Genomic DNA, 24,224 nt, shown 5'->3' with positions numbered 1-24,224 from the left:
TTCCACAGCAGCGGCGTGTTGCGTCCATGACTGGTCTGCATGCTCAGCACGATGCTGCTATGGTCGTCGGCATCGAACTCGGTCCAGTCCATGGAGACCACGATCTCCTTGCGTTCGGCCACCACATAGGGCACCCAGTCGTCGAACAGCGACCAGATGTTGAGCTTGATGTTGCTCAGCAAGCGGTCGACTTGCTTGATGGCGTATTTACGTTCAAGACCATTGGCCTGAGCCAGACCGTTACCAATGGCATGAATGGCCAGCGAGCTCGATTCAATGACCCCCAAGGTGGCATTGGCCAATGAAAGCACGCGCTTGGCATGCATATCCTGGCCGAAGATGTCTTGCAGGTATTCTGAAATGGACGCGCTGGTGATCATGGTTGGTGACGTTGCCGAGTTTGGTTCAAAGGCGGGTAGTTTACCCGCCAGGCCGCGCCAGCTCTAGCTCATATGAGGGGATGGCTAAGCAGTGTAGCAGTATTTTTGTCGCCACCTGCAATGGGTAACTCATAATTCATTGAATTTAAAAGCTTAACCACATATCAGAGTATCAACTGTCATGGTGAACAACGGTGGTCTTTATCGCCCGGTCAGGCTAAGATCGGTTCTTTTACGAATACGGTAATTCTCATGATCAAGCTTGGCGATAATAACACCCTGCCCCTGTTGCGACTGGACGATAAAGGCGGCTGGCTGGATGCCGGAGAATACGGCGAGGCCTTTTTGCCCCGTCGTCAGTTACCTGCCGGTTGTCAGCCCGGTGATGAGATAGCGGTATTTATCTATCTGGACTCGGATCAGGCGCCGGTGATCACCACCGACAAGCCCAAGGCGCGGGTCGGCCAGTTCGCCTCGCTGAAAGTGGTTACCATTAATCGCCTGGGCGCCTTTCTCGACTGGGGCATGAAAAAAGACATCTTCGTGCCTCAGCGCAGCCAGTCGCAGCCCATGCAGGAAGGTCGCAACTATGTAGTTTACCTGTATCTGGATCATGAAGGCCGCATGGTGGCCAGCAGCAAGCTGGACAGTTTTCTCAGCCGTGAGCTGCCGCCCTATCGCCCCGATCAGGAAGTGGACCTGCTGATTGCCGAGCATACGCCGCTGGGTTTCAAGGCTGTGGTCGATAACCGTTTCTGGGGGCTGGTATTCAAGTCCGATATCGCCGGCCGGGTGCCGACGGGGTTAACCACCAAGGGCTACATCAAGCAGGTACGTGACGATGGAAAGATCGATCTGACCCTGTTCAAGCCCGGTGCCGGCAAGGTAGACGATGCCGCCCAGGCGGTGCTCGACAAGCTGGAGATGGCCGGTGGCGCCATGAAGGTCAACGACAAGACCGATCCCGACACCATCTTCCGCCTGTTCGGCATCAGCAAGGGTACCTTCAAGAAGGCCATCGGCGGCTTGTACAAGCAGGGCAAGATCCTGATCGAGGCCGACGGTATCCGTAAACAGTAATACCAATTACCTTCAGTATCTGATCAGACTTCGGTGTTGTATCCCAGAGGCAACAGAGTCATCTCCCACGACACGCTACAAGTACATCCCTGTAAGCTCGGACATGCCATCCATGGCATGTCACGGTCGTGGGAGCCGATCTCTGTTGCCTCTCCTTAAGCACCGAGTTGTCTGCAGATCACTCCTACAGGAGACGCCGCAGCAGAGGGGCGGATGAAGGGTTCTACTCCAGCGACCATCACATGACAGGACGTCATGTGCTGAGCGTCACATGGAGGTGCTTGCAGCGTGTCGGTGGAGTGGATCCTTCGTTCGACCTTTACAGGGCAGCTAAACAGATCAGTTACTTAATCAGGTTGCTATTATTGCTACCGCAAACTAAATCTGTGCCATCCAGCCTTTCAGCCAGACCAGTGCCGGCTCTTCCGGCTCCAGAGTTTCGGTGGCGTCCAGCTGCAGCCGCTTGACTACCGCCTGCGCCTGCAACTCTTGCAGCAACTCGTCAAACTGGCGACCACCACCGCAGAAGTTGTCATAACTGCTGTCACCCAGCGCCACCAGCGCATAGCGCAACTGGGGCATGGGCGGGCAGCATTCACGCATCTCTTCAAACAGTGGCAACAGATTGGGCGGCAGATCGCCCTGCCCCGTGGTGGAGGTGACGACCAGCCAGAAATGCTCGGTATCCAGATCCGCCAGCATGGCGTCTTCATGCAATTGCACCCGATGCCCCGCCTCGGTCAACGCCTGCTCCAGGGTTTCGGCCACCAGCACCGAGGAGCCATACACACTACCGATAATGATATCTATTGCCGCCATTTTCACTCCTGTTCATGCACCGAGTATGAGAACGCTATATCTAAGCTATTGAAAACAGATGGTAACCCGAGTCGTTGACGTTAATCGAGTGCCGTTTGCCAGTCAAATTCATCCGCCAGTCGCAGCCAGTGCGCATCCAGCCCGGCTTCCAGCTGCAGCGGTGCGCCACTGACCGGATGGGTCAGCGTCAGTCGGTTGGCATGCAGCATCATCCGCTCGCAGCCGTATTGCCGGCGAAAGAAGCGATTATGGCGGCCGTCGCCATGGGTGGTATCGCCGACGATGGGATGAAACAGGTGCGCCATGTGCCGCCGTAACTGGTGCTTGCGCCCGGTTTCCGGAGCGAGCCGCACCAGGCTGTAGCGACTGGTGTCGTGCTTCTTCGACACCGCAAAGGGCAGCTCAGTCTGCGCCAGCGCCTGCCAGTGGGTGACCGCCGGCTGCGGCGGCTTGTCGGTATCGGCAAACTTGTCGGCAATGTCGTCCAGCTGATGGCTCAGGGCATAGTCGAGTGTACCCTGCTCCGGCATATAGCCGCGCACCACCGCCAGATACTGCTTGTCGACCCGGCGTTCACCGAAGGCCTCGGTCAGGGTGCGGGCCACCTCGGCGCTCTTGGCAAACAGCAGAACCCCCGAGGTGGGTCGGTCGAGCCGGTGTACCGGAAACACATGGCAGCCCACGGCGTCCCGGGTCAGCTGCATGGCAAAACGGGTTTCCCCCTTGTCCAGCCAGCTGCGATGCACCAGCAAACCGGCATCCTTGTTGATGGCCACCAGCGACTCGTCTTCATGGATGATGTCAACGCTCATGCCTGGCGCCGCACCGGCTGGCCGGACAGGGCTTCGTCCAGATGGGCGATGGTCTCTTCCAGCGCGCCGGTGTCTTCGGGCAGCACTTTGAAGCTTTCGGTCGCCATCGGGTAGAGGGCAATTCGGCTCGGCAGCGGCGCACCGGCATCAATCATCGCCTGCAGCCGCGGCAACAGCACAAATTGCAGCCACTGGGCAAAACTCAGGGTATCCAGACAAAACGGCTCGGTACTGGCCAGCGCCTGGGCCGACGGCGGCACACTTTCCCACCATGACAGGGCTTTCAGTTCCCGTTCAATGGCATACAACAAGGTTTGGGGTTCGGCAGACATGGATAACATCCTCTTTAAACACCCGGCTACTATACCATCTTGGCCTGTGACTCCCTATAATTCGCCCCGGTACGACAGGAGAAGCCGATGCAAATAGATACCTTGAGTGAATTTTTAACCCAGGCAGGCACCGAGTTTCGCCTTTACGATCTGGGCCGCCGCCTGCAGCCGCTGCGCCAGGACGACTTTGCCGCCATCGAAGCGGGGCAACGCCCTTACCCCTGGCCGCTGCAACGCCATGCCTGGCTGGCGGTATGCTACTGGCAGCGCCAAGACCAGCCTCAGCCCTATGTCTGGTTTCTCAAGCTGCCGCTGGACGAACGCGGCCTGTTCAACAATGCCGCGGTCAAACACTTCCTGGCGGCACTGGTCGAGCAACTGGGCCAGGATCCGAGTGCGCCGCTCAGCGACGAGCAACAAGAGCGACTGGCCCAGACCCCTTTTACCTTTCAGCCCGCCCAGGACAAGCTGGCCGCCTTTCATGCCCGCTTAAGCCTTGATCTGGAGCTACCGCCTTCCGCCTTTTATCAGGGCGTACTCGATTATCTGGCCGCCCCCGAGCGCCACGACTGGCAACAGCTGGGCTTGCAGGGGCTGGCCGATGTGGCGGCACGCCTGCAGCAGGACACCCCGTTAAGCCAGCAGTTGGCATCCCGGCTGTTTAGCCTGCCGCAGCCGGTGCAACTGGCACTACTGAGCCAGTGCGAACATCACCCTCAGCCCACCGAACTGACCGACAACCTGCTGCGCGGCATCAGCACCGAGCTGGAACGCCAGACGCCGGATCAGGAGCGCATCGCCCTGTTGCTGCGGGCCACCGCCGGTTGCGCGCCCTTTGCAGCACGCCGGCAGAAGATCGCCACCCTGCTTGCACTGACGCCGAGCCAGCCGCTGATGCTGAGCCTGGCGGCGCGACTATGGCAGGAGCTGACCGACGAAGCGCTGTTGCTGAGCTACCTGGAGCAGCTGGCCGAACACCATGCCGAGCTGTTCAACAGCCTGTTTGCCGAGCTGGTGTCGATTCCGGCCCTGCGCCCGCTGATCCTGACCAACCTGCATAACCCGGTGCTGTCCGTGTCGCTGAAAAACGCCATCGGCACCCTGTTTTCAGGCTCATCGCCGGCGAGTAATCGTGACTGAGCTGCTGGGGCTACTGGCCATCTGCCTGCTGGGGGCCGGCTACTGGCAGGTTCGTCGCCAAAGCGAGTTTGCCCGTCGCTGGCTGGAGCGCTATTGCCGCCAGCAGCAATTTCAGCTGCTGAGCGTCTATCGCTATCGTTATGTCTGGAAGAAGGGCCGCTTGCTGGCCCGCTTTCGATTCGAATTCAGTCACGACGGTCTGCAGCGCGACGAAGGCGATCTCTGGCTGCACAGCCTGACCGTGCTGAATGTGTCGGTACCGGTGTTGCGCGAACCCCCGTCACCTATGCTGTAATGCATGGACGACCCTTGCCTGGCCGCAAGGTGTTCGCTTCATGTGTCAGCCACCCCCTATTTTGACGGTAACAAGGAGACGATAATGGAACATATCACTCACCCTTTCAGTGAACTGTTCGAGCAACTGGGGCTGGATGCCAGCCATGAAGGCATAGAGCATTTTCTCTCCACTCACCGCCTGCCGCCCGAGGTGGAGCTGATGGATGCCCCCTTCTGGAGCGCATCCCAGGCCGGCTTTTTGAAAGAAGGGCTGCAGGACGACTCGGACTGGGCCGAAATCATCGATCAGCTGAACGCCAGCCTGAGATAACACCACCGGAGCCATCATGCCCCAACAAAATATTATCGACGCCATTCACAGCCTGGTGCGAGAAGGCAAGGCCATCTCCACCGCCGCCGTCAAGGCTCGGGTCAGTGGCCCGGTCAACATGGTCCAGTTGCTGCAACTGGTCAGCCGTTACAAGCAGTCACCGGGCAGCCTGCCGTCGGCCGAGCCCATCAACGCCGTCGACGAGCCGCAACACGACGCCAGCCTGGCCGCTAAAGTGGCCGAGCTGGAAGCCCGGGTCGCCCGGCTGGAAGCCCTGTTGACGTCGTCAACCGCCCTTAAAGAGGAACAACACGACTGATGTGGGTCTGTGAACTGAACTTCGATTGTTACCAGGACATAGAGCTGGCCCAGGCCGAGCCGGCCATTCGCCAGTTTATCGATGCCCTGCGCTATAACGGCCAGATCCTGGGCCGGGAATTTCCCACCTCCATGCATCAGGGCTGGCTCAGCGCCCGGGTGGTCTGTCCGGAAAAAGACAGCCTGCACCCGCGTTATCACAGCCGCCAGGTGACACTGGCCATAGAGCAGTTGCACCAGGCCGGGCTGACCAGCCCCAAGGTGCAACTCAGGGGCCAGGACCTCAACTCGGATACCACGGATCATTGCGAGCAGCGCCGCTGGCAACTGCTGTATACCACCTACCTGCATAGCTGCTCGCCGTTACGCTGCGGCGACCATTTCACCCCGGTGCCACTGTATCGCATACCGCCGGTCGCCAATGGCGACAGCAAACAGATACTGAAGTGGCAGGAAGACTGGGAAGCCTGTGATCAGCTGCAGATGAACGGCTCCATTCTGGAGCACGGTGCCGTGAACGAGCTGAGCGAGCCGAACAGTCGCCTGGCCAAACGCGGTCGTGATCTGGCCAAACGCATCGAATACCTGACCGAGGTGCCGACCTTCTACTACCTGTATCGGGTCGGTGGCGACAGTCTGGAGGCAGAGCTCAACCGGCCCTGTCCGAATTGTGGCGAAGCGTGGAGACTGGCCGAGCCGGTGCACGAGATTTTCGACTTCGTCTGCGAACCCTGCCGGCTGGTGTCCAACCTGTCCTGGGATTTCAAGAGTTAATACCGCGTGAGGCGTGAGGCGTGAGGCGTGAGGCGTGAGGCGTGAGGCGTGAGGCGTGAGGCGTGAGGCGTGAGGCGTGAGGCAAAAATGATAGCCGCCCATTTATGCGGTGCAAGCCCGATGGCACATCGGCATATTCAGGTCCGGAGCCGCCTTGCTCCCTCCCCTTGAACACCACTCCCGCAGAATAGTAGCGGGTGCAACGCAAGGGGAGGGCTGGGGAGGGGTTACTGCAGAATACCTGCATACTCTGCCGCTCCGGTGCCCAGGCCTAAAGCCCCCCCTCCCCGCCTCCCCCTGGCGAATGCCCGCCGCTATGCCTGTGCCCCCACTGCCAAGGGGGAGGTGCAGTTCGGTGCCAAGCTGTCAATTCGACGCTTGTTTTACTCCTCACGCCTTTCCCCTCACCCCTCACCCCTCACTGATGTTAGCCGCAGGGCTCCAGCCGGCGCAGAAACTGGGCCAGGTTCGGTGCCAGCACGCCGATGGGGCCCTTACCCAGCCGTTCCAGCAAGACTTCGCCGCTGGCGTTATCCAGGGTCACCAGCCGTTGTTCATCCCGACAGGTGGCCAGAAACCAGGTCGCGGGTAATTTGAGTTTCTGCAGCATCAGCTGGTGCGCAATCTGGTTTTGCTGCAGTCGTTCAAAATCCTGCTTATTCCAGGGCTGCAGCAGGGTCAGAAACAGCCCCTTGAAGCAGCCCGGTACATTACCCGCATAATAATGGCCGAACACCGCACTGATGTCCGGGTGCACCGGCATCGCCAGCGCGGTAGCAATATTGTCGAAATGGCCGGGCTCGGGCAAGCGCCAGGGCTGCCAGCCAACCCGCCCGCCCCGGGCCGGTAATTGCTCGGCGGGGGAAGCAAAATCGGCGTCGTGATCCACCAGCGGTATGCCCCCCAGTCGCCGCTGGCGTGCAAACAGCTCGGCCAGCGCCATCACCACTTGATCTTGCATGTTAAAGTCTCACAATAGGCTCAGTGACCCGCATTCTACCAACTGGATCCCGAAATGACACCCGAGCAGAAATACCAGGCCAGCACCGCGCTGGATGACCTTCCCCTGGGCAAGCAAAGCAGCTACGTCTGTGAATACGATGCCGGCCAGTTGCAGCCGGTGCCTCGCAGCCTGAACCGGGACGAGCTTGGGCTCGATGCCGATGCCTTGCCTTTCGCCGGGGAGGATCTGTGGAACCTCTATGAACTGTCCTGGTTGAATCGCAAGGGCAAACCCATGGTCGCCATGGGCGAGGTGCGCGTGGCCGCCGGCAGCCGCAACCTGATCGAGTCCAAGTCGTTCAAGCTGTATCTGAACAGCTTCAATCAAAGCCGGTTCGACAGTATTGAAGAGGTAGAAGATATTCTGACCCGGGATCTGACCCTCTGCGCTCAGGGGCCGGTAAAGGTCAAACTGTACGAGCTGCAGGCGGCGCCGAGCCAGTTTGGCATGCTGCCCGGCGACTGCATCGATGGGCTCGATATCGAGATTCAGCATTACCAGCCCCGGGCCGACCTGCTCATTAACGCCACCGACGCCGAAGAGGTGTGTGAGACGCTGCATTCCCATCTGCTCAAGTCCAACTGCCTGGTTACCGGCCAACCGGACTGGGGCAGCCTGATGATCCGTTATCAGGGCCCGCGTATTCGCCGCGAAGCGCTGCTGCGTTATCTGGTGTCCTTTCGCCAGCACAACGAGTTTCATGAGCAGTGTGTCGAGCGGATATTCATGGATCTGATGCAGCACTGCCGGCCGAAAGAGCTGACCGTCTATGCCCGTTACACCCGTCGTGGCGGCCTGGATATCAATCCCTATCGCAGTAATGTGGCCGGCAAGGCCGCCAATGTTCGTCTGCAGCGACAGTAACAAGCGAATCCAGGCGATCAATACGCCGGATTGCGTCAGAAGCTGGACTCCCTTCGGCCTGCTACGTAAACTGGCGCTTCATCCGCATATTATTCGGTATTCGTTATTGTGATTCTGTCTGCTGCCGTCCTGGTCTCGCATCTGGCAGGCGCCCCGGCGCTGTCGCCGTACCAACCCGAACCCGTTGAATTGCAACGGGCGCGGCAGCTGATGCTGAGCCGGCCCGGCGAGTGCATCGCCCTGACCAACTTCTTTCTGCAACGCAAGGAGGTCGATCCGGCGCAGATGATTAACTCGCGTCAGGACTTCGATCACCAGGAGCTGGCCCGGCGCTATCGCACTCGAGAGCAAAGTCAGGCCGCCTGGCAAATTCAGGCCCTGTGCCAGGCCAACGAAGGCCTGACATTACCGGCGGATACCAGCATCAATCAGGCCATCAAGCTCGCCAAACGCCATCATCAGTCCGATGCCGAGGCGGCCAGCCTGATGATCAAGGCCAAGCTGGCGCTGATAAAGCAGGATACCGAGCAGGCCGATACCCTGCTCGATGAAGCCGGCGCCCTGTTAACGACCAGTGCCCCGCCCTCCCTGACAGCGGCCCTGCCTCTGTTGCAGGCCAGCGTACTCTTGTATCAGCACCGCGGCGATGAAGCCCGGCTGGCGTTCGAGCAGATTCGAGTGCAGGCCCAGCAGCAAGGCGAATATATTCAGCAGGCCTGGGCCAACTATCTGCTGGGTGAATATTATCTGTTGCTGCAACAGGATGAACTGGCGCTGTCACACTATGTGGAAACCCTGGATCTGCTGGGCAAGCGTCGTCAGTACTATCTCAAGGCCATGGCCGCCGACAAGGCGGCCACCCTGTACGCCTCGCTGGGCAAAGGCGAACAGGCGGTACATTACGCCAACCAGGCCACCACCGAGTTCGAATTGCTGGGCAACTCCAGCCTGCTGATAGGCTCGCTGCTGAATCTGGGCCGGGTCACTCGCGCCGGTAACGACGCCAGCCTGGCGCTGGTTTATTTTTTCAATGCGCTCGATCTGGTCAAGATTCAGGGCGATGCCACCCTGATGGCTCGTCTTTATCTGGAAATCGGCCATTCTTACCGGCTGCTGAAGACCTATGCCGAAGCGCGCCATTACCTGACCCTGGCCCGGGCCAGCTTCGAGCGCAGTGAGGATATTCCTCGCCAGATAGACACGCTGCTGCAACTGGGTCAGCTGCATCTGGAACAACAGGAAAACGGCCTGGCCCTGCTCCAGCTCGACCGGGCACGCCAACTGGCCGAACAACTGGATGACGTGCCCCGCCTGATTGAGAGCCACCGGCTGCTGGCCCTGCTGTTTGAAACCAGCGGTAATCTGACCCAGGCGCTGGTTCATCACAAGGCCTTTCATGGCTATTACGAACGAGCCAGCCGGCTCAACCGGCTGCTGACCCAGAGCCTGGTGCAGGACAGCGATCAGCAGTTGCAACAAGAACGCGAGCTGACCACGCTACGCCAGCAGAATGAACAACTGCAACAGGACAAAGGACGCTTTACCCTGCTTGCAACCAGCCTGGGACTGATTGCCCCGCTGCTGCTTTACGGCTGGCTGCGTAATTATATTCGCAGCCGCCGCCTGTTGCAGGACAAGAGCGAACTGCAACAATCGTTGTTGCTTGAGCCCAGAACCGGTTTACCCAACTGGCGCCAGCTGATGCTGCGTTTACCCCAGGAAATGGCCAAGCGCCAGCAACGTTCCGAGCAGTGGTATCTCAACGAAGCCGAAGCACAACCGTTTAACGATAAAATCTATTATCTGCTGCTGCATGTCCCCTTTATGGTCGATCTGAGCGAGCGAATAGGGTTGGCCCATGCGGCCGCCCTGCAGAAAGAGCTGGGCGAATACCTGCAAGGACGCATTCATCCCAAGGCCCGGATCTATGACTTGCGCGAAGGGCAGTTCATCTACGTGATTTCGCAACGGCAGGTCAACTCGCTGCAACAAACGGTCGCCAGCCTTGAACGCATGTTTATGGAATTTCCCTGTCGATTCCGGCTCGATCAGCGTATGGCCATCGGCATTATCGGGCATCCGTTCCTGCCGAAGGCGCCCCACGCCCTGGATGACATGCGCCTGGGCGATATTCTTTATCTGGCCATGGCTGCCGCCCACCAGCTTGCAGAACAAACCGGTGAACGCGCCTGGGTAGAGCTGCTGGCGGTTGATTGTCAGCAAGCCGCTTTTTTTAATGGCGATATTCGCCACTGCTGTATTCAGGCTATTCTGAAAGGACTGGTCAAGGTCAATAGTTCACATAAAAAACAACAGATTGACTGGAATGCATTGGCCCCCGAGCCGGCAATCTCGATATAATTTTACAGGCCCTTCTGCGCTAGGGTGTAATGGTGAACCATGGACAATATCGACAATAATAAGATGTTAATGGAACTGGCATCCGTTATTGACAGGCTGGAAGCCATTCTGGGCGGCCTGCAACAACAAGAACAGCAGTCGCCAGCCTCGCTATCCGGTGGCACATTCTCGGAGCCGGCTGGTCGTCTTATCAGCCATTGGCAGAAATTGTTTGTTGTCCCGTCCGAGCCGGAAGCGTCACCCGTTCAGTCCCGGCTGTTGACCGAGCTGGAGCAACAGCTTGCCCGACTGCGGCAAGGGCATGCCCGGCTGTCTGGTGCACAGCAACTCAACGGCAATAAACTGCAACAGGTAGCGGCACAGCTGCAGCAATCCCCTTTCATCCCCGCCGAGACCCAGGCCCGGCTGGCAAAACTGAAACACGGCAACGAGGGCCATGAGAAAAAATTATGGCGGCTGCTGGACTGCTACCAGACCGCTCTGCACCTCTGCACCGAACAGCACAGTCAACACCAGGAACACTATCACGAACTGTGTTCCCGACTGCAGCAGCTGATTGCGGAGTTCAACTTCGCCGGCGAGGTTGCCGTCGAGCTGGACAAGATACAGCGTCAACTGTCACGACAGACAGAAACCGCCCAGCTACCGGGTATTTGCCTGCGTCTGATCGAGCTCACCATCGAAGGCTGCCGGTGTGAGCGCAAAAATTCCACCCTGTTTCTGACCAAGCTCCACAGTAATCTGGGGGAAATGCAGCATCACTTCGCCATTTCTCTGAGTGAGGGCCAGGCGTTATTTGATGCCCGTACCCACCATGGCCAGCATATCGCCGGTGAGCTCAGGGCCATTGGCGAGCATCTGGTCAGTCAGGATAGCGAACACCTGAAAGAAGAAATCGAACTGCGCATGCGCGGCATCAGCCATATTCTGGTACAGCATGAGCGGCTGCAGGAACGCGAACAATCGTTACTGAAACGCATGAATGAAATGGACCAACAGATACAATCGCTCAAAAGCGAAACGGTACATTTCAAACAACAGCTCAGGGCACAGAATGAAAAGCTGTTTATCGACAGCCTGACCCAGATCCATAACCGGGCCGGTATGGATGCCCGGCTGGAAATTGAATATCGTCGTTGGCTTCGTTATCAGGCCCCCTTGTGTATCGCCCTGATAGATATTGATTACTTCAAGGAAATCAACGATAAATACGGTCATCTGGCGGGAGACAAGGCCTTGCGTCTGATTGCCAGAACCATCCAGCAATCATTGCGGGAAAGCGACTTCGTCGCGCGATTCGGGGGCGAAGAGTTTATTGTTCTGCTGAACAACATCGATCCCGCTCATCTCAAGGTTCCACTGGAAAAGCTGCGCGAGCAAATTAAAAACATTCCGTTCCGTTTTAAAGAAGAGCGCGTGACCATCACCGCATCCATCGGTGCCACCCTGTTTCGGCAGGGCGACAGCATCACTTCCGCTCTGGAGCGCACCGATCAAGCCCTGTATCGTGCCAAGCATGCCGGGCGTGATCAGATAGTCATGGATTGACCTATAACAATATTACGGGAGTGGCCATGATCACCCATATTAATCCGGTCGGCAGCATGAACCTGCTGTCGCAGGTCGAAGTCGATCACCTCAAACAGTCCGCCTCCGGCGCCCTGTACAAACTGTTTCGCAATTGCGCCCTGGCGGTACTCAACTCCGGCAGCAAAACCGACAGCTCCAAGGAAATTCTCGACCGTTACCAGTCTTTCGATATCAATGTGATCCGCCGCGAGCGCGGGGTCAAGCTGGAGCTGTTCAACCCGCCGGATCATGCCTTTGTAGACGGTGAAATTATCCGCGGTATTCAGGATCATCTGTTTTCGGTGCTGCGTGACATCATCTACGTCAACAGCAAGTTGCAACAAGAAAGTCAATTGAGCCTAACCTCGTCGCTGCACCTGACCGACCTGGTGTTTTCCATTCTGCGTAATGCCCGGGCCGTCAATCCCGGCTCCGAGCCTAATCTGGCAGTATGCTGGGGCGGCCATTCCATCAACGCCACCGAATATCAGTACACCCGCGAGGTCGGCAACGAGCTGGGGCTGCGCGAGATGAACATCTGTACCGGCTGTGGCCCCGGCGCCATGGAAGGTCCGATGAAAGGCGCCGCCGTCGGTCACGCCAAACAGCGAGTTACCGGTAGCCGCTATATCGGCCTGACCGAGCCGTCCATCATCGCCGCCGAGCCGCCCAACCCCATCGTCAACGAACTGGTGATACTGCCGGATATCGAGAAACGGCTGGAAGCCTTTGTGCGTCTGGGCCACGGTATCATTATCTTCCCCGGTGGCGCCGGTACCGCCGAAGAAATTCTCTATATTCTCGGCATCATGATGCACCCGGAAAATCGGCACCAGCCTATTCCCATCATCCTGACCGGTCCTGAGGAAAGTGCCGACTACTTTCGCAGCGTCGACGAGTTTATCGGCAATACCCTGGGTCCCGATGCCCAATCGCTGTACCAGATCATCATCAATGATCCGGCAGAGGTGGCGCGGCGCGTCAAGAACGCCATGCCGCTGGTACGGGATTATCGCAAATCGGTCGGTGACGCCTACTCCTTCAACTGGTCATTGAAGATAGAACCGGAATTTCAGCTGCCCTTTAACCCGGATCATAAAAGCATGGCCAGCCTGAATCTGAGCAGCGATCAGCCACCTCAGCAGCTGGCAGCCAATCTGCGGCGGGCCTTTTCCGGCATCGTGGCCGGCAACGTCAAGGAAGGCGGCATCAAAGCCATCGAACAAGAAGGTCCCTTCCTGCTCAGTGGCGAGCCGAAAATGATGCACATGATGGACACGCTGCTGCAGGCGTTTGTGGAGCAACAGCGCATGAAGCTTCCCGGATCTGTGTATGTGCCCTGCTACCAAATCACACGCTAACAAGATGTACCCTTAAATGCAGTTACTGATCATCGATGCCCTGAACCTGATCCGCCGGTTACATGCGGTACAGGCGCAACGGCATCAACATGAAGCAACGGCGCTGGCTGCCACCGGTGCCGCCCTGACCAACGCCGCCAACCGCTTGCTCGGCCAGTTCAGGCCCAGCCATGTGGTGGCGGTGTTCGATGGCGCGCCAGTCGGCTTTCGTCATCACCTGTACCCGGAATACAAGGCCGGGCGCAAGCCCATGCCCGAGGCGCTGGCCGGTTACCTCGGTGAGCTGCAGCAGCTGCTGTGGCAACAGGGCATCGACGCCCTGCTGTCCGACACCGACGAGGCGGATGATCTTATCGCTACCCTCGCCAGTACCCTGAGCCGCCACGGCAAAAGCAGTATTATCGTGTCTACCGATCAGGGCTTTTGTCAGCTGTTGAACTCGCATATCCGGCTATGGGATCATTTCAATCAACGCTGGCTGGATGAAGCATTCGTACAGCAACACTTCGGGCTGAAGGTCGGGCAGCTGGTAGATTACTGGGCCCTGACCGGGGTGTCCGGCAGCCAGATCAAGGGCGTACCCGGCATTGGTCCCAAGCGGGCCAAAGCGCTGCTGCAACAATACCATACGCTGGACCAGCTGCTTGCCACGCCCCCACAGCTGAAAGATGAAAATACCGTGCATACCCATCAGCACCATGCCTTGCTGTCGAGACAATTGGTCAAACTGGTGGATGATATAGAATTGGGGTTCAATCTGCAGGATCTGCGTTATCCGCCTCCGACTAAAGGGTCATAGGAAAATGACGGCGAAAATGCTATAAACAAGGGGTAATAAGACTTCCCCTCGACCTATAACTAAAAACGGAACGCTGCCCATGAACAAACGCAGTATTACCGTGATCCCGGGTGATGGTATCGGCCCAAGCATTGTCGATGCCACCCTGAAAATTCTGGATCACGCAGGTTGTCACTTTCACTACGACTATGCCGACGCCGGCCTGATAGCCCTCGAAAAGCACGGCGAACTCCTCCCCCAAAGCACCCTTGACCTGATAGCCAAAAACAAAATCACCCTCAAAGGTCCCCTGACCACGCCCATCGGTGGCGGTTTCACTTCCATCAACGTCTCGTTGCGCAAGCACTTCAGCCTGTACGCCAACCTGCGTCCCGTGGTGTCGTTTGAAGGTACCAAGAGCCGGTTTGAAAACATCGATATCATCACCATTCGGGAAAATACCGAAGGGATGTATTCCGGTGCCGGTCAGAAGCGTTCCGAAGACAATGCCAGCGCCGAGGCGATGAGCATCATCACCCGCGAAGGCGCCGAGCGCATTACGGTGTTTGCCTACGAGCTGGCCCGTAAAGAAGGCCGCAAAAAGGTCACCATAGTCCACAAGGCCAATATTCTGAAATCCACCTCCGGTCTGTTTCTGGAAGTGGCCCGCGAAGTGGCATTGCGCTATCCGGACATCGAAACCAACGAAATGATTGTGGACGCCGTCTGCATGAACCTGGTGATGTATCCCGAACGTTTCGACATTATCGTTACCACCAACCTGTTTGGCGATATTATCTCCGACTTGTGTGCCGGCCTGATCGGCGGGCTGGGCATGGCACCCGGTGCCAACATCGGCAAAGACGTGGCCATTTTCGAAGCGGTACACGGCTCGGCACCGGACATTGCCGGCCAGAACATCGCCAACCCCTGCTCGGTGATCCTCGCCTCTATTCAGATGCTGGAGCATCTGGGCATGCAGGACAAGGCCCGTCAAATTCGTGAGGCGGTTCGCAAGACCATCGCCGAAGGCAAAACGGTCACTCGGGATCTGGGCGGCAACGCCAGCACCACCGAGTTTACCCAGGCGATCATCGCCAACCTGTAACCGACTGACAAATAAGTTAAAGGGCCGAAAGGCCCTTTTTTAGTCCATTCTCCGCGACAGACTCGAACGCCTCGGCCAACAAGATCTGTTCAAAAAAACACCACTCCGTTCACAGACAGCCAACTATAGTTAGTTTTATAGATGGAGGGAACAGGTCATGGACGGTCGAAAAATACTACTGCTAGCGTTCCTTTTCCTTCCGCAATTAGCCTGCATCACCTCCAGTCAAGCCTACGAACAAACCAGCCCAAGCTACCAGCAAGCCACCGCCACTCAACAACCGCCGCTGCGTTTTAGCCTGGCGCCCCCCAGTATTAACTCTGATATTCCCAGGCGTTACGGACTCGATATCGAGTTACAGTCGACAACGGACGGAAACCAGCGTCTGGCGGCGTATCCCAGCCTGAAGCTGACGCCGCAAAGTTCGGTCGGCCTGTCGCTCAAGAACCTGCGCCCCCGGCTCGATTTCGAAGGGGGCGGTTTTAAAACTTCGCTGAAACTGCGGGGAGACGGCATCAAGCTGAACATTCGCCCCTCCGATCCCGACACCCGGCTGGAATTCGACATCAAGATCACCGACGACGAATCCAGGCTGGACTGTAAATATCGGTTTTAAAGGCGTGGTGGTGTGAGTGTGAGGTGTGAGGCGTGAGGCGTGAGGCGTGAGGCGTGAGGCGTGAGGCGTGAGGCGTGAGGCGTGATTTTACACCTCTCCCCTCACGCTTCACCCCTTACGTCGTTTTATTCCTTGGGTTGCAGCTTGGCGACCTTGCGCGGCTGATACACGTGCACGGTAATTTCTTCCCGGTCGTGATACAGCTGCTTGGCCTGCACCTGAAAGCCGCCCAGCTCGGCCAGCTCGGCCAGCTTGTCCTTCAGCTGCTGCAGGTTATGCACCGCCTCGGCGTAGCGCTTCTTCATCGGCAATTTCAGGTTGAACATGGCTTCCTGGCAGTCTTCGTTCACCAGCCAGTCGGCCATGGTCGCCACTACCCGCGCCGGCTTTTCGACCATGTCACACACCAGCCAGTAGGTATTCTTGCGTGCCGGACGCCAGATAAAACCGTCTTCCCGGTAATGCTTCACCTGTCCGGTATCCATCAAGGCCTGGCTCATGGGGCCATTATCGATGGCGGTGACCATCATGCCCCGGGCCACCAGCTGATAGGTCCAGCCGCCGGGCGCGGCACCCAGATCGACCGCCCGCAAGCCCGATGTCAGACGCAGATCCCACTCATGGCGGGGAACAAACACATGAAACGCCTCTTCCAGCTTCAGGCTGGAACGGCTGGGCGCATCGGCCGGGAAACGCAGCCGGGGAATACCCATGTGAAAAGGCGAGTTGTTGAAGGTATAGGAATAACCCAATATGGCGTGATTATTGGCCATAAAAAACAGGTGCAGCACGGGTTTGGTGTCCGACTCGTGCCGGGTCAGCAACCCCTTGCCACGCAACGCCTGGCGCATGGGCACGGTAAACTTGCGACAGAAACGCGATAGCTCCTTGCCGTCGTTGGTATCCGGGGTTTCTACCCGGATATCGCCACACAGCTCCATGCCCTCGGCCGCGTCCAGCAGCGGCGTGATGCGATCGTCCAGCGGCAAGTCTTTTATTTCGGCACAGACCACCAGCATCTGGCGGGCAAAAATCAGCTCTCTGAACCACAGCTTGCGCGCCATTAAATCGGCGTCGTCCGGCTGAAAGCATTCGTAAATAACAAAGCCGCTGTCGTCCTTGGTACGAGCAAATCCAGGGCAGCCAAACTGCCCTGCTCTGTCCTGAATTTCCGCTGCCGCCTCTTTCTCGAACCCGGGGCGACAATATATTAATAAGTGTTTCATCAATAGTTACGCGGGAAACCCCACCCTTTCAGGGCGGGGAGGGATAGCGCAGCGGCATCAGCCGCCCCTGTTCCCGCTCCTCTTTTAAACTGGCTATCTATACAGTGGTTTACTAGACTAAGCGAATGAACAAACGCGCCTACAAATATCGCTTTTACCCCACCACCGAACAGGCCGAGCTATTAGCCCGGACCTTCGGCTGTGTGCGCTTTGTCTATAACTCGGTGTTGCGTTGGCGTACCGACGTATTCTATCAGTACCAGGAAAAAATCGGTTACACTCAGGCCAACGCCCGGCTGACCGCCCTCAAGCAAGATCCCACCCTGACGTTTCTGTCCGAGGTGTCCTGCGTGCCGTTGCAGCAATGCCTTCGCCATCAGCAAACGGCGTTCAAGAACTTCTTTGAGGGGCGAGCCAGGTACCCGGTATTCAAGCGCCGGCGGCACCGTCAGTCGGCGGAGTTTACCCGCTCGGCCTTCCAGTATCGGGACGGCAAGCTGTTCCTCGCCAAGTCGAACACCCCGCTAGACATGCGCTGGAGCCGTGAGCTTCCCGGCGAGCCCAGTACCCTGACTATTTCCAAAGATGCGGCAGGCCGTTACTTTGTTAGCTGCCTGTGCGAATTCGAGCCCAAGTCGCTGCCGGTCACCCAGGGAGTGACCGGCATCGATCTGGGCCTGAAAGACCTGTTTGTCACCGACCAGCGTGAACGGATCAGCAATCCCCGCCATACCGCAAAATACGCCACCAAGCTGGCCCTTGCGCAGCGTAGGCTGAGCAAGAAAAAGCTCGGCTCGGCCAATCGCGCCAAAGCCCGGCAGAAGGTGGCGAAACTTCACGCCAAGATCTCCGATTGCCGCCAGGACAACTTGCACAAGCTGTCCCGCAGATTGATTAACGAGAACCAAGTTATCTGCATCGAATCCCTGAAAGTGAAAAACATGATCCGCAACCGGAAACTGAGCAAAGCCATTGCCGACGCCGGCTGGGGCGAGTTCGTGCGCCAGTTAGCGTACAAGGCGGACTGGGCCGGGCGTTCACTGGTCGCTATTGACCCGTGGTTCCCGAGCTCAAAACGTTGCTCGGGTTGCAAACACACTCTGTCGTCGCTGCCGTTGTCGATCAGGACATGGGACTGTCCCGCATGCGGAGCCCACCACGACCGTGACATTAACGCTGCGATCAACATTAAAGCCGCCGGGCTGGCGGTGTTAGCCCTTGGAGAGAATGTCAGTGGCATGGAGTCAATCTTCGTATCCTGTTCTCGGTGAATTGGGAATTCCCTTCCTTCAGGTAGGGGAGCAGTCAACAAGACCTCAACCAGGTGCGACCGGCCAGCAACACGCTTAACCAGCCCGCCATAAAACAAACTCCCCCCAGGGGAGTCAACCAACCAATACCTTTGGTACCAAACAGCACCAAAGCATAAATACTGCCACTGAACAACAGGGTGCCCAGTGCAAAAAACGCCGCCGCCACCTGCAGTGGCACGGCCGGTTTGAACCGCCAGGCCAGCACCACCAGCAAGAGTGCCAGGGCATGATAAAACTGATACTGCACCCCGGTGTTAAAGGCACTCACCAGAGAGCCAGACAGGCCCCTCGCAGCCAGGCCGTGCGCGCCGTAGGCACCCAGCGCCGTGGCACTCAGCCCGAACAGGGCCGCCAGATAAAACCAGAGATTAACCAGCAAGCACAAACCTCCTCATACCGGCCACAATGGCCGCCAGATTGCGTTCCAGCGTGGTTCCCGACGACTTGCGCGGGCTGAAGCCATGATCGCCGTCCTTCACCCACTGGGTGTTCACGCCGGTTGCCAGATCATAACCGGCCACCGCCTCCCGGTTGCCGAAATTGTCCCGCTCCCCCTGAACCAGCAGGGTTGGCGTGGCGAGCGTGGCCAGGTGCTGCCCGCGAAAGCGATCCGGCTTTCCCGGCGGCGTAAAGGGAAATCCCAGCAGAATAAGGCCGGCCGGGGCCAGTTCATCGGCCACCAGCGAGGCCATGCGCCCACCCATCGACTTGCCCGCCAGAAACAGCCGGGGATGGGCAAACTCGGCCGCCATCTCGCGCCAGCAATCCAGCAGCGCCGGCTCCCGATCCGGCGGTCGCTTGCGACCATCTGCCCGGGTTTTCTGCATAAAGGGAAATTCGAAGCGGATCACCTGAATATCGTCATCGGCCAGCCCCAATGCCAGGCTGTTCATCACCGCATGTTCCATACCGGCCCCGGCACCGTGGGCCAGCAACACCCGATTGGGGGCATTGTCGGCCCCGTTTATCAATACATGACTCATCCGTTCAGCGCCTTTTGCTGCTCTTCTTTAACCACCAGCGCCAGCATCCACTCCCGAAAGGCGGCAATCTTGCCCAGCGCCGCCTGGGATTCATGACACACCAGGTAATAGGCATTCTTGGACATCAGCACATGCTCGAAAGGACACACCAGCCGGCCGGCATCAATCTCGGGCTGGGTCAGCACACTGTGCCCCAACGCCACCCCCTGGCCGTGAATCGCCGCCTGGATCACCATCGACGAGTGACTGAATATCGGCCCCTGATTGACATTGGCCGCCTGAATATCGAGCTGCTTGAACCAGGCTTTCCAGTCCCGCCGCGAGGTATCGTGCAGCAGGGTATGGCGCATCAGATCTTCGGGGGTCTTCAACGGCTTGGTACCCATCAGCAGCATGGGAGAGCACACCGGAATCAGGTATTCCGCATGCAGCTTGTCGGCCCGCAGGCCCGGCCAGTTGTCTCGACCATAATAAATCGCCACGTCCACGTCGTCGGTGAGCGAACCTTCATCCAGATCCACCGCCTTGATGCGCACATCGATGTCCGGATGGACCTCGCTGAAACGCACCAGCCGCGGCACCAGCCATTGAATTGCAAAGCTCGGCTGCAGGCTCACCGTCAGCGCGCCCTTGGCACTGCGCGCCAGCAATCGTTCGGTGGCATCGGAAATGCCGGAAAAAATATCCTTGATGTCCAGAAAGTAGCTCTGGCCTTCTTCGCTCAACAGCAGGGAACGGTTGCGCCGGCGAAACAGCTTGATGCCCAGATATTCCTCCAACCCCTTGATTTGATGGCTTATCGCCGCCTGGGTAACGAACAGTTCTTCCGCCGCCCGGGTAAAACTCAAATTACGGGCGGCGGCTTCAAATGCCTTGAGCGCATTGAGCGGGGGGAGTCGCCGGGACATCGATACCTCGATAAGCTTTTCTAATGGCGGGATTATAGGGGGCCGGCGAACGACAAGCCAGCGCCGCCACCATAAAGCAAAACAATTATCGTCCCACCAACGGCTTGCCCGAGGCCACCGCCGGACAGGGCGGTGGCAATATTCATTTTATGCCGCCTCCTCTGCTACACTGAGTACCGCTTTCTTTCATCTCTGTTCAGGCCACCCATGACCGACATGCTTCCCGTTTCCCTGCTCGACTGGCTGATGCTCAGCCTGGTGCTGTTGCTGATTTTGCTGGTGCTGTTTGTCCTGCTGCGCCGACTGTGGCGCGGTGCGCCCAAACAACCCTATCAGCAGAAATTGCTGTTCAGCCCCGAGTCTGCCGCCGCCCTGCGCTTACTGGACGAGGCGATGGGAGCACAACTGCGGGTCTTTGCCGCCGTCAGCCTGAGCGAACTGGTAGAGCTCAATCCCAAACTGAAAAAGGCCCAGCGCGAGCAGGCCCTGCACGACATCTACGGCGAAAAAATGGACTTCGTGCTCTGCTCGCCCAAGGATCTCAAGGTCAGGGCCCTGGTCGCCCTGATTGACGACAGCCTGAGCAAAACCGACGGCCGCCAGCGTCAGCTGCTGCTGCAACAGATTCAGGACACCGGCCTGCCGGTTATTCACCTCTCGCCCAAGGACGGACTCTCTGCCGCCGCCCTGCGTGACGAGATACTGGCTACCCTCAAGCAGTCCCGCCCCGTCATCGCTCCTGCAGGGCAAGGCCGGGTCGAGCCGGTACTCAGCCTGCCGGACGAAGAACAATCAGACGACCACAACGAACCGCGCTTTCGGTTATAAATTTTTTCTCGATTATAAATCGGCTTCCTGCGCAAAGAGGCAACAGGGTTGCCTCTACCGACCCGCTTCAAGCACATCCATGTGACGCTCAGCACATGACATCCCTGTCATGTGATGGTCGGCTGAGGCAATCCCTGCCGCCTCTTCTTAATCCCGGAGCCATCTGCTGGCGACGTCAACCGATGGCTCCGGAGTTCTAAGGAGGGTAAAGGGATCTGCTCCGCCGACCTTCTGTTTCAGGGATGAAACAGAGAGCGTACAGGGATGTATTCATAGCGTGTCGGAGGAGCGAACCCTTTACCCGATTTACGCGCGCTTAAGCTGCATACCACTCAAGACATCTTCGCAATAAAAGTCGATCTCATCACACCCACAGGTCGCCGATGGGCGTATCCGGACTGTAATGGTGGGCTATTTGCGCCTGCAACAGCTCGGCGGTGGCCAGGGCGTCGGTCTGGGCATGATGCGGATGGTAAAACGGCAGATGATAGCGACTGCGGCTGTCGGCCAGCCGAATCGAGACCGGTGCTCTGCCCCGCAGGCGGGCCCATAGCCCCAGCGGCTTGCGCCGGTGCAGCCGCGCCTCCAGCTCCATGGTATCCACCACCGGAAATTCGATGCCTTCGTTCAGCCGTGCCTTCAGCGCCCGATCCAGAAAACCGCGCTCTATGGTTCTGTGATGCACCACCACCACCCGCCCCGCTAGGGCGGTGAGCAAATCGTCCAGCACCAGCAGCAGGTCCGGCGCCGCCTTCACTTCGGAATGGGTAATGCCGTGGATCACCACCGATTCTTCCGCCATCGGCTTGTGCGGATTCAAAATCCAGTGCCTGGCTTCCCGGCAGCGAATACGCTGCAGATCGAAGGGCACCAGACCGATGCTGACGATGGCGTCTTTTTTGGCGTTGAGTCCGGTCGTCTCGAAGTCCAGCGCCACAAAAGGCACCTCATGCAACGGCGTCTGTGCATCGACGGCACCGGCGCGATAGTACCGTTCCAGCCGATAATCCCGTGCATGGCGGGCCAGCTCGCCAAACAGCGTCTGCCAGTCCGGTATTTCCGCACTCGGCCTGATATCGTCGGGTCTTAAATAAAACATGTTGTTTCCTTAGCTCCGATTCGGCTGATAGCGAAACTTCAGAAACTTCTGCGCATGACTCAGGATCTGAAAGGCATCCTTCAGGTTGCGGCGCTCGAAGTCCGACAGATTCTCGGGCTCGATATTGTTGTCCGGATCGGAGCCCGCCTCCACATCCAGCGCCTGGTGACGAATGCGCACCGTGGCGATAAATTCCATGGCATCGCGCAAGTCCGGCCCTCGCCCCTTGGGCAGTATGTTCGACTCGATAACATCGTTCAGCCGGTCGAAGGAGTTGTGCGCCTTGGAGCCGACCGCCAGCGCATGCACCCGGATCAGATCCGCCAGTGGTGCCGTGCCCCGCCGCTTGAGGTTGATGGAGTTGTTATGCTTGCCGTCCTGCTCCATCACGAATTCCTTGAAAAAACCAAGCGGTGGCGTACGGCCCAGGGCGTTGCGGGCCATGCTGGCCAGAAAACGCGGGCTGCGTTTGGCCCGGCGCGAGATCAGGGAATTCAATTGATCGGCCCACTCGATTTTGCCGTAGACCCCGTCCAGATCGAAGAAAATGGAACTGTTCAGCAGTGTTTGCGGGCTGGGGTTATCAATCCAGTCGCTGAAACATTGCTCCCACTGGCGGCGGGTTTTCTGCCACTCCACATTGGTGGCCATGATGCCCCCGGTGCAGTAGCTGTAGCCACAGGCGGCAAGGCCATCACAAACCCGCTTGGCCAGGGCGGCAAAGTAGGCTCCGTGCAGATCGGGATCATAACGGTTATCGAGAATAATGGCGTTGTCCTGATCGGTCACGATCAGTTGCTCGTCCCGTGCCATCGAGCCCAGCGCCAGAAAACAGTAGGGCACCGGCGGCGGGCCCAGCTCGGCTTCCGCCAGCTCAAGCAGGCGCTGCTTGAAGCTGCGACCTATGCCGGCCATGGCGGTACCTATCATCTGGGAGTTGGCGTCTTCGTTCACCATACGCACAAAACAGGCCTTGACGTCATCGGCAATGGCGGCCAGCTCGTCGGCATTTTGTGCCCTGAATATATGCCGCACCACAAAGAGACTGCTGCGCGACTCGTGGCGCATCACATCCGACAGCGCGATCACTCCTATCGGTTTGCCCTTGTGCAGTATGGGCAGGTGATGCAGGTTGTAGCGCAGCATGATCAGCATGGCTTCAAACACGAACTGGCCGCTTTCCAGCGCCAGCAGATCCAGTGACATCACCTCTTCTATCCGGGTTTCGACCGACAGTCCTTCTGCCAGTACCCGGGTGCGTAAATCCCGGTCGGTCAGAATACCGGCTACCGGTTCGTCTTCCGACTCGGCGCCGGAATTCAGCACCAGAATGGACGACACCCCTTCTTCGGTCATCTTCTTCGCGGCCTCGAACACGGTGGCCGACAGCGGTATGGTCACCGGCTCGCGCGAGATCAGCTCCCGCACCGTCGAGGTCAGCAGTTCATCGCCTCCCTCCTGGCGGGAAACCGCCTGCCGCAATCGGGTTCTGTCTTCCACTTCCACAAAATCGGCAAAGGACTCGAACCCCTCATAGAGCTCGTTGAACAGCGCCTCGGGCAGGCAATAGGCCAGGGTATCTTCCAGCGCGGTAGCCGACATCCGCACCCGATTGTTCATCAGCAGCCCCATCTGGCCGAACAGACTGCCCTCGCTCAGCCGGTTATGCAGCTCGCCGCTACGCCGGTGCATCTCTACCGCCCCGCTGCGGATCAAAAACAGATCATGCACCCGATCCCCGTAATTCAGGATCACGGTGCCGGCCCGGTAATAGGCAATTTCTATTTGCCCGGCGATATGCTCCAGGGTGTGCTCCTCCAACATATCGAAGGGAGGAAAACGGCGAATAAACCCCAGAATTTCCAGTTGCTCAGCTTCCATAACCTGACTCACTCAATGCAAAAAACGAAAAAGGCAGACGGGATGCCCCCGCCTGCCTTGAACC

The 24,224-nt window shown here is 58.2% G+C and carries 25 protein-coding genes and 1 pseudogene; 15 read left to right on the top strand and 11 right to left on the bottom strand.

The genetic code is table 11. From position 1 onward, the window contains the following. Positions 1–380, bottom strand: a pseudogene (locus Q0753_RS05095) (IS4 family transposase); the annotation flags it as partial. A gap of 252 nt (positions 381–632) precedes the next feature. On the opposite strand from Q0753_RS05095, the gene Q0753_RS05090 reads away from it, so the two are divergent. After that, a complete protein-coding gene (locus Q0753_RS05090) occupies positions 633–1,460 on the top strand; it encodes a S1-like domain-containing RNA-binding protein (protein ID WP_298718153.1) in 828 nt (275 codons plus the stop codon). Between the two features lie 378 nt (positions 1,461–1,838). Here Q0753_RS05090 and Q0753_RS05085 read toward each other — a convergent pair whose 3' ends face one another. From Q0753_RS05085 to Q0753_RS05075, 3 genes are all read right to left on the bottom strand, one after another. Further along, positions 1,839–2,279, bottom strand: coding sequence for a flavodoxin (locus tag Q0753_RS05085; protein ID WP_298718151.1), 441 nt, complete (start codon positions 2,277–2,279; stop codon positions 1,839–1,841). Between the two features lie 80 nt (positions 2,280–2,359). Continuing rightward, entirely contained in the window at positions 2,360–3,091 is a 732-nt protein-coding gene (gene truC, locus Q0753_RS05080) for a tRNA pseudouridine(65) synthase TruC (RefSeq protein ID WP_298718149.1), read from the bottom strand. Next, on the bottom strand, positions 3,088–3,423 hold the full coding sequence (locus Q0753_RS05075; RefSeq protein WP_298718147.1) for a YqcC family protein: 336 nt from the start codon (positions 3,421–3,423) through the stop codon (positions 3,088–3,090). The genes truC and Q0753_RS05075 overlap by 4 nt, the downstream gene beginning before the upstream one ends. Before the next feature lie 87 nt (positions 3,424–3,510). Between Q0753_RS05075 and Q0753_RS05070 the strand changes: the two genes are divergently transcribed. The 5 genes from Q0753_RS05070 (at position 3,511) to Q0753_RS05050 (ending at position 6,262) form a co-directional block, all read left to right on the top strand. Then, positions 3,511–4,563, top strand: coding sequence for a DUF3549 family protein (locus tag Q0753_RS05070; protein WP_298718145.1), 1,053 nt, complete (start codon positions 3,511–3,513; stop codon positions 4,561–4,563). Continuing rightward, a complete protein-coding gene (locus Q0753_RS05065) occupies positions 4,556–4,858 on the top strand; it encodes a DUF3301 domain-containing protein (RefSeq protein ID WP_298718143.1) in 303 nt (100 codons plus the stop codon). Before Q0753_RS05070 ends, Q0753_RS05065 begins: the two co-directional genes overlap by 8 nt. 84 nt (positions 4,859–4,942) lie before the next feature. Continuing rightward, a complete protein-coding gene (locus tag Q0753_RS05060) occupies positions 4,943–5,170 on the top strand; it encodes a DUF2789 domain-containing protein (protein WP_298718141.1) in 228 nt (75 codons plus the stop codon). Positions 5,171–5,186: 16 nt separating this feature from the next. Next, on the top strand, positions 5,187–5,489 hold the full coding sequence (locus Q0753_RS05055; RefSeq protein ID WP_298718139.1) for a hypothetical protein: 303 nt from the start codon (positions 5,187–5,189) through the stop codon (positions 5,487–5,489). Next, positions 5,489–6,262: a Zn-ribbon-containing protein gene (locus Q0753_RS05050; RefSeq protein WP_298718137.1), complete on the top strand. Its 774-nt coding sequence runs from the start codon at positions 5,489–5,491 to the stop codon at positions 6,260–6,262. Before Q0753_RS05055 ends, Q0753_RS05050 begins: the two co-directional genes overlap by 1 nt. A 427-nt stretch (positions 6,263–6,689) precedes the next feature. Here Q0753_RS05050 and Q0753_RS05045 read toward each other — a convergent pair whose 3' ends face one another. Then, entirely contained in the window at positions 6,690–7,223 is a 534-nt protein-coding gene (locus Q0753_RS05045) for a SecY-interacting protein Syd (protein WP_298718135.1), read from the bottom strand. Between the two features lie 54 nt (positions 7,224–7,277). On the opposite strand from Q0753_RS05045, the gene queF reads away from it, so the two are divergent. The 7 genes from queF to Q0753_RS05010 all read left to right on the top strand — a co-directional run bounded on the left by queF (position 7,278) and on the right by Q0753_RS05010 (position 15,922). Beyond that, on the top strand, positions 7,278–8,129 hold the full coding sequence (queF, locus tag Q0753_RS05040) for an NADPH-dependent 7-cyano-7-deazaguanine reductase QueF (RefSeq protein WP_298718133.1): 852 nt from the start codon (positions 7,278–7,280) through the stop codon (positions 8,127–8,129). A gap of 108 nt (positions 8,130–8,237) precedes the next feature. Further along, positions 8,238–10,490 (top strand): GGDEF domain-containing protein, encoded by a 2,253-nt coding sequence (locus Q0753_RS05035; protein ID WP_298718131.1) that lies wholly within the window; start codon positions 8,238–8,240, stop codon positions 10,488–10,490. Between the two features lie 39 nt (positions 10,491–10,529). Continuing rightward, positions 10,530–12,038, top strand: a complete 1,509-nt coding sequence (locus Q0753_RS05030; protein ID WP_298718129.1) for a GGDEF domain-containing protein — start codon at positions 10,530–10,532, stop codon at positions 12,036–12,038. 26 nt (positions 12,039–12,064) lie between these two features. After that, a complete protein-coding gene (gene ppnN, locus Q0753_RS05025) occupies positions 12,065–13,420 on the top strand; it encodes a nucleotide 5'-monophosphate nucleosidase PpnN (RefSeq protein WP_298718127.1) in 1,356 nt (451 codons plus the stop codon). 16 nt (positions 13,421–13,436) lie between these two features. Next, positions 13,437–14,219 carry a flap endonuclease Xni gene (gene xni, locus Q0753_RS05020; protein ID WP_298718125.1) on the top strand — a complete coding sequence of 261 codons (783 nt, stop codon included), beginning with the start codon at positions 13,437–13,439 and terminating at the stop codon, positions 14,217–14,219. A gap of 79 nt (positions 14,220–14,298) precedes the next feature. Then, positions 14,299–15,306 (top strand): isocitrate dehydrogenase, encoded by a 1,008-nt coding sequence (locus Q0753_RS05015; protein WP_298718123.1) that lies wholly within the window; start codon positions 14,299–14,301, stop codon positions 15,304–15,306. 157 nt (positions 15,307–15,463) lie between these two features. After that, entirely contained in the window at positions 15,464–15,922 is a 459-nt protein-coding gene (locus Q0753_RS05010) for a hypothetical protein (RefSeq protein WP_298718121.1), read from the top strand. Between the two features lie 125 nt (positions 15,923–16,047). On the opposite strand, the gene rlmM is transcribed toward Q0753_RS05010, so the two are convergent. Continuing rightward, positions 16,048–17,148, bottom strand: coding sequence for a 23S rRNA (cytidine(2498)-2'-O)-methyltransferase RlmM (rlmM, locus tag Q0753_RS05005; protein ID WP_298718119.1), 1,101 nt, complete (start codon positions 17,146–17,148; stop codon positions 16,048–16,050). Between the two features lie 125 nt (positions 17,149–17,273). On the opposite strand from rlmM, the gene Q0753_RS05000 reads away from it, so the two are divergent. Continuing rightward, positions 17,274–18,419, top strand: coding sequence for an RNA-guided endonuclease TnpB family protein (locus Q0753_RS05000; protein WP_298718117.1), 1,146 nt, complete (start codon positions 17,274–17,276; stop codon positions 18,417–18,419). A 34-nt stretch (positions 18,420–18,453) separates the two neighbouring features. On the opposite strand, the gene Q0753_RS04995 is transcribed toward Q0753_RS05000, so the two are convergent. Genes Q0753_RS04995 through Q0753_RS04985 form a run of 3 tightly spaced genes read right to left on the bottom strand, consistent with a single transcriptional unit; the run spans position 18,454 to position 20,352 of the window. Continuing rightward, positions 18,454–18,840, bottom strand: a complete 387-nt coding sequence (locus tag Q0753_RS04995; protein ID WP_298718115.1) for a DUF423 domain-containing protein — start codon at positions 18,838–18,840, stop codon at positions 18,454–18,456. Next, positions 18,830–19,444, bottom strand: a complete 615-nt coding sequence (locus Q0753_RS04990; RefSeq protein WP_298718113.1) for an alpha/beta fold hydrolase — start codon at positions 19,442–19,444, stop codon at positions 18,830–18,832. Before Q0753_RS04990 ends, Q0753_RS04995 begins: the two co-directional genes overlap by 11 nt. Next, positions 19,441–20,352, bottom strand: a complete 912-nt coding sequence (locus Q0753_RS04985) for a transcriptional regulator GcvA (protein ID WP_298718111.1) — start codon at positions 20,350–20,352, stop codon at positions 19,441–19,443. Before Q0753_RS04985 ends, Q0753_RS04990 begins: the two co-directional genes overlap by 4 nt. A gap of 207 nt (positions 20,353–20,559) precedes the next feature. Between Q0753_RS04985 and Q0753_RS04980 the strand changes: the two genes are divergently transcribed. Further along, positions 20,560–21,180, top strand: coding sequence for a DUF2726 domain-containing protein (locus Q0753_RS04980; RefSeq protein ID WP_298718109.1), 621 nt, complete (start codon positions 20,560–20,562; stop codon positions 21,178–21,180). Positions 21,181–21,544: 364 nt separating this feature from the next. On the opposite strand, the gene Q0753_RS04975 is transcribed toward Q0753_RS04980, so the two are convergent. Both Q0753_RS04975 and Q0753_RS04970 read right to left on the bottom strand, forming a co-directional pair. Then, the gene (locus Q0753_RS04975; protein WP_298718108.1) at positions 21,545–22,279 is read right to left on the bottom strand and encodes a 3'-5' exonuclease; all 735 of its coding nucleotides are present in this window, start codon (positions 22,277–22,279) and stop codon (positions 21,545–21,547) included. Between the two features lie 9 nt (positions 22,280–22,288). Continuing rightward, positions 22,289–24,160, bottom strand: coding sequence for a DUF294 nucleotidyltransferase-like domain-containing protein (locus Q0753_RS04970; RefSeq protein ID WP_298718107.1), 1,872 nt, complete (start codon positions 24,158–24,160; stop codon positions 22,289–22,291). Between the last annotated feature and the right edge of the window lie 64 nt (positions 24,161–24,224).

This window comes from uncultured Oceanisphaera sp. (assembly GCF_947495715.1).
Lineage (GTDB): Bacteria > Pseudomonadota > Gammaproteobacteria > Enterobacterales > Aeromonadaceae > Oceanimonas > Oceanimonas sediminis.
Note: the sequence above shows the minus strand (reverse complement) of the source record. Positions and strands in the feature narration are given on the sequence as shown.

Coding starts and splice junctions, on each gene's coding strand:
- Q0753_RS05090 (WP_298718153.1), top strand. CDS start 633: ATGATCAAGCTTGGCGATAATAACACCCTGCCCCTGTTGCGACTGGAC.
- Q0753_RS05085 (WP_298718151.1), bottom strand. CDS start 2,279: ATGGCGGCAATAGATATCATTATCGGTAGTGTGTATGGCTCCTCGGTG.
- truC (WP_298718149.1), bottom strand. CDS start 3,091: ATGAGCGTTGACATCATCCATGAAGACGAGTCGCTGGTGGCCATCAAC.
- Q0753_RS05075 (WP_298718147.1), bottom strand. CDS start 3,423: ATGTCTGCCGAACCCCAAACCTTGTTGTATGCCATTGAACGGGAACTG.
- Q0753_RS05070 (WP_298718145.1), top strand. CDS start 3,511: ATGCAAATAGATACCTTGAGTGAATTTTTAACCCAGGCAGGCACCGAG.
- Q0753_RS05060 (WP_298718141.1), top strand. CDS start 4,943: ATGGAACATATCACTCACCCTTTCAGTGAACTGTTCGAGCAACTGGGG.
- Q0753_RS05055 (WP_298718139.1), top strand. CDS start 5,187: ATGCCCCAACAAAATATTATCGACGCCATTCACAGCCTGGTGCGAGAA.
- Q0753_RS05050 (WP_298718137.1), top strand. CDS start 5,489: ATGTGGGTCTGTGAACTGAACTTCGATTGTTACCAGGACATAGAGCTG.
- Q0753_RS05045 (WP_298718135.1), bottom strand. CDS start 7,223: ATGCAAGATCAAGTGGTGATGGCGCTGGCCGAGCTGTTTGCACGCCAG.
- queF (WP_298718133.1), top strand. CDS start 7,278: ATGACACCCGAGCAGAAATACCAGGCCAGCACCGCGCTGGATGACCTT.
- Q0753_RS05030 (WP_298718129.1), top strand. CDS start 10,530: ATGGACAATATCGACAATAATAAGATGTTAATGGAACTGGCATCCGTT.
- ppnN (WP_298718127.1), top strand. CDS start 12,065: ATGATCACCCATATTAATCCGGTCGGCAGCATGAACCTGCTGTCGCAG.
- xni (WP_298718125.1), top strand. CDS start 13,437: ATGCAGTTACTGATCATCGATGCCCTGAACCTGATCCGCCGGTTACAT.
- Q0753_RS05015 (WP_298718123.1), top strand. CDS start 14,299: ATGAACAAACGCAGTATTACCGTGATCCCGGGTGATGGTATCGGCCCA.
- Q0753_RS05010 (WP_298718121.1), top strand. CDS start 15,464: ATGGACGGTCGAAAAATACTACTGCTAGCGTTCCTTTTCCTTCCGCAA.
- rlmM (WP_298718119.1), bottom strand. CDS start 17,148: ATGAAACACTTATTAATATATTGTCGCCCCGGGTTCGAGAAAGAGGCG.
- Q0753_RS05000 (WP_298718117.1), top strand. CDS start 17,274: ATGAACAAACGCGCCTACAAATATCGCTTTTACCCCACCACCGAACAG.
- Q0753_RS04990 (WP_298718113.1), bottom strand. CDS start 19,444: ATGAGTCATGTATTGATAAACGGGGCCGACAATGCCCCCAATCGGGTG.
- Q0753_RS04985 (WP_298718111.1), bottom strand. CDS start 20,352: ATGTCCCGGCGACTCCCCCCGCTCAATGCGCTCAAGGCATTTGAAGCC.
- Q0753_RS04980 (WP_298718109.1), top strand. CDS start 20,560: ATGACCGACATGCTTCCCGTTTCCCTGCTCGACTGGCTGATGCTCAGC.
- Q0753_RS04975 (WP_298718108.1), bottom strand. CDS start 22,279: ATGTTTTATTTAAGACCCGACGATATCAGGCCGAGTGCGGAAATACCG.
- Q0753_RS04970 (WP_298718107.1), bottom strand. CDS start 24,160: ATGGAAGCTGAGCAACTGGAAATTCTGGGGTTTATTCGCCGTTTTCCT.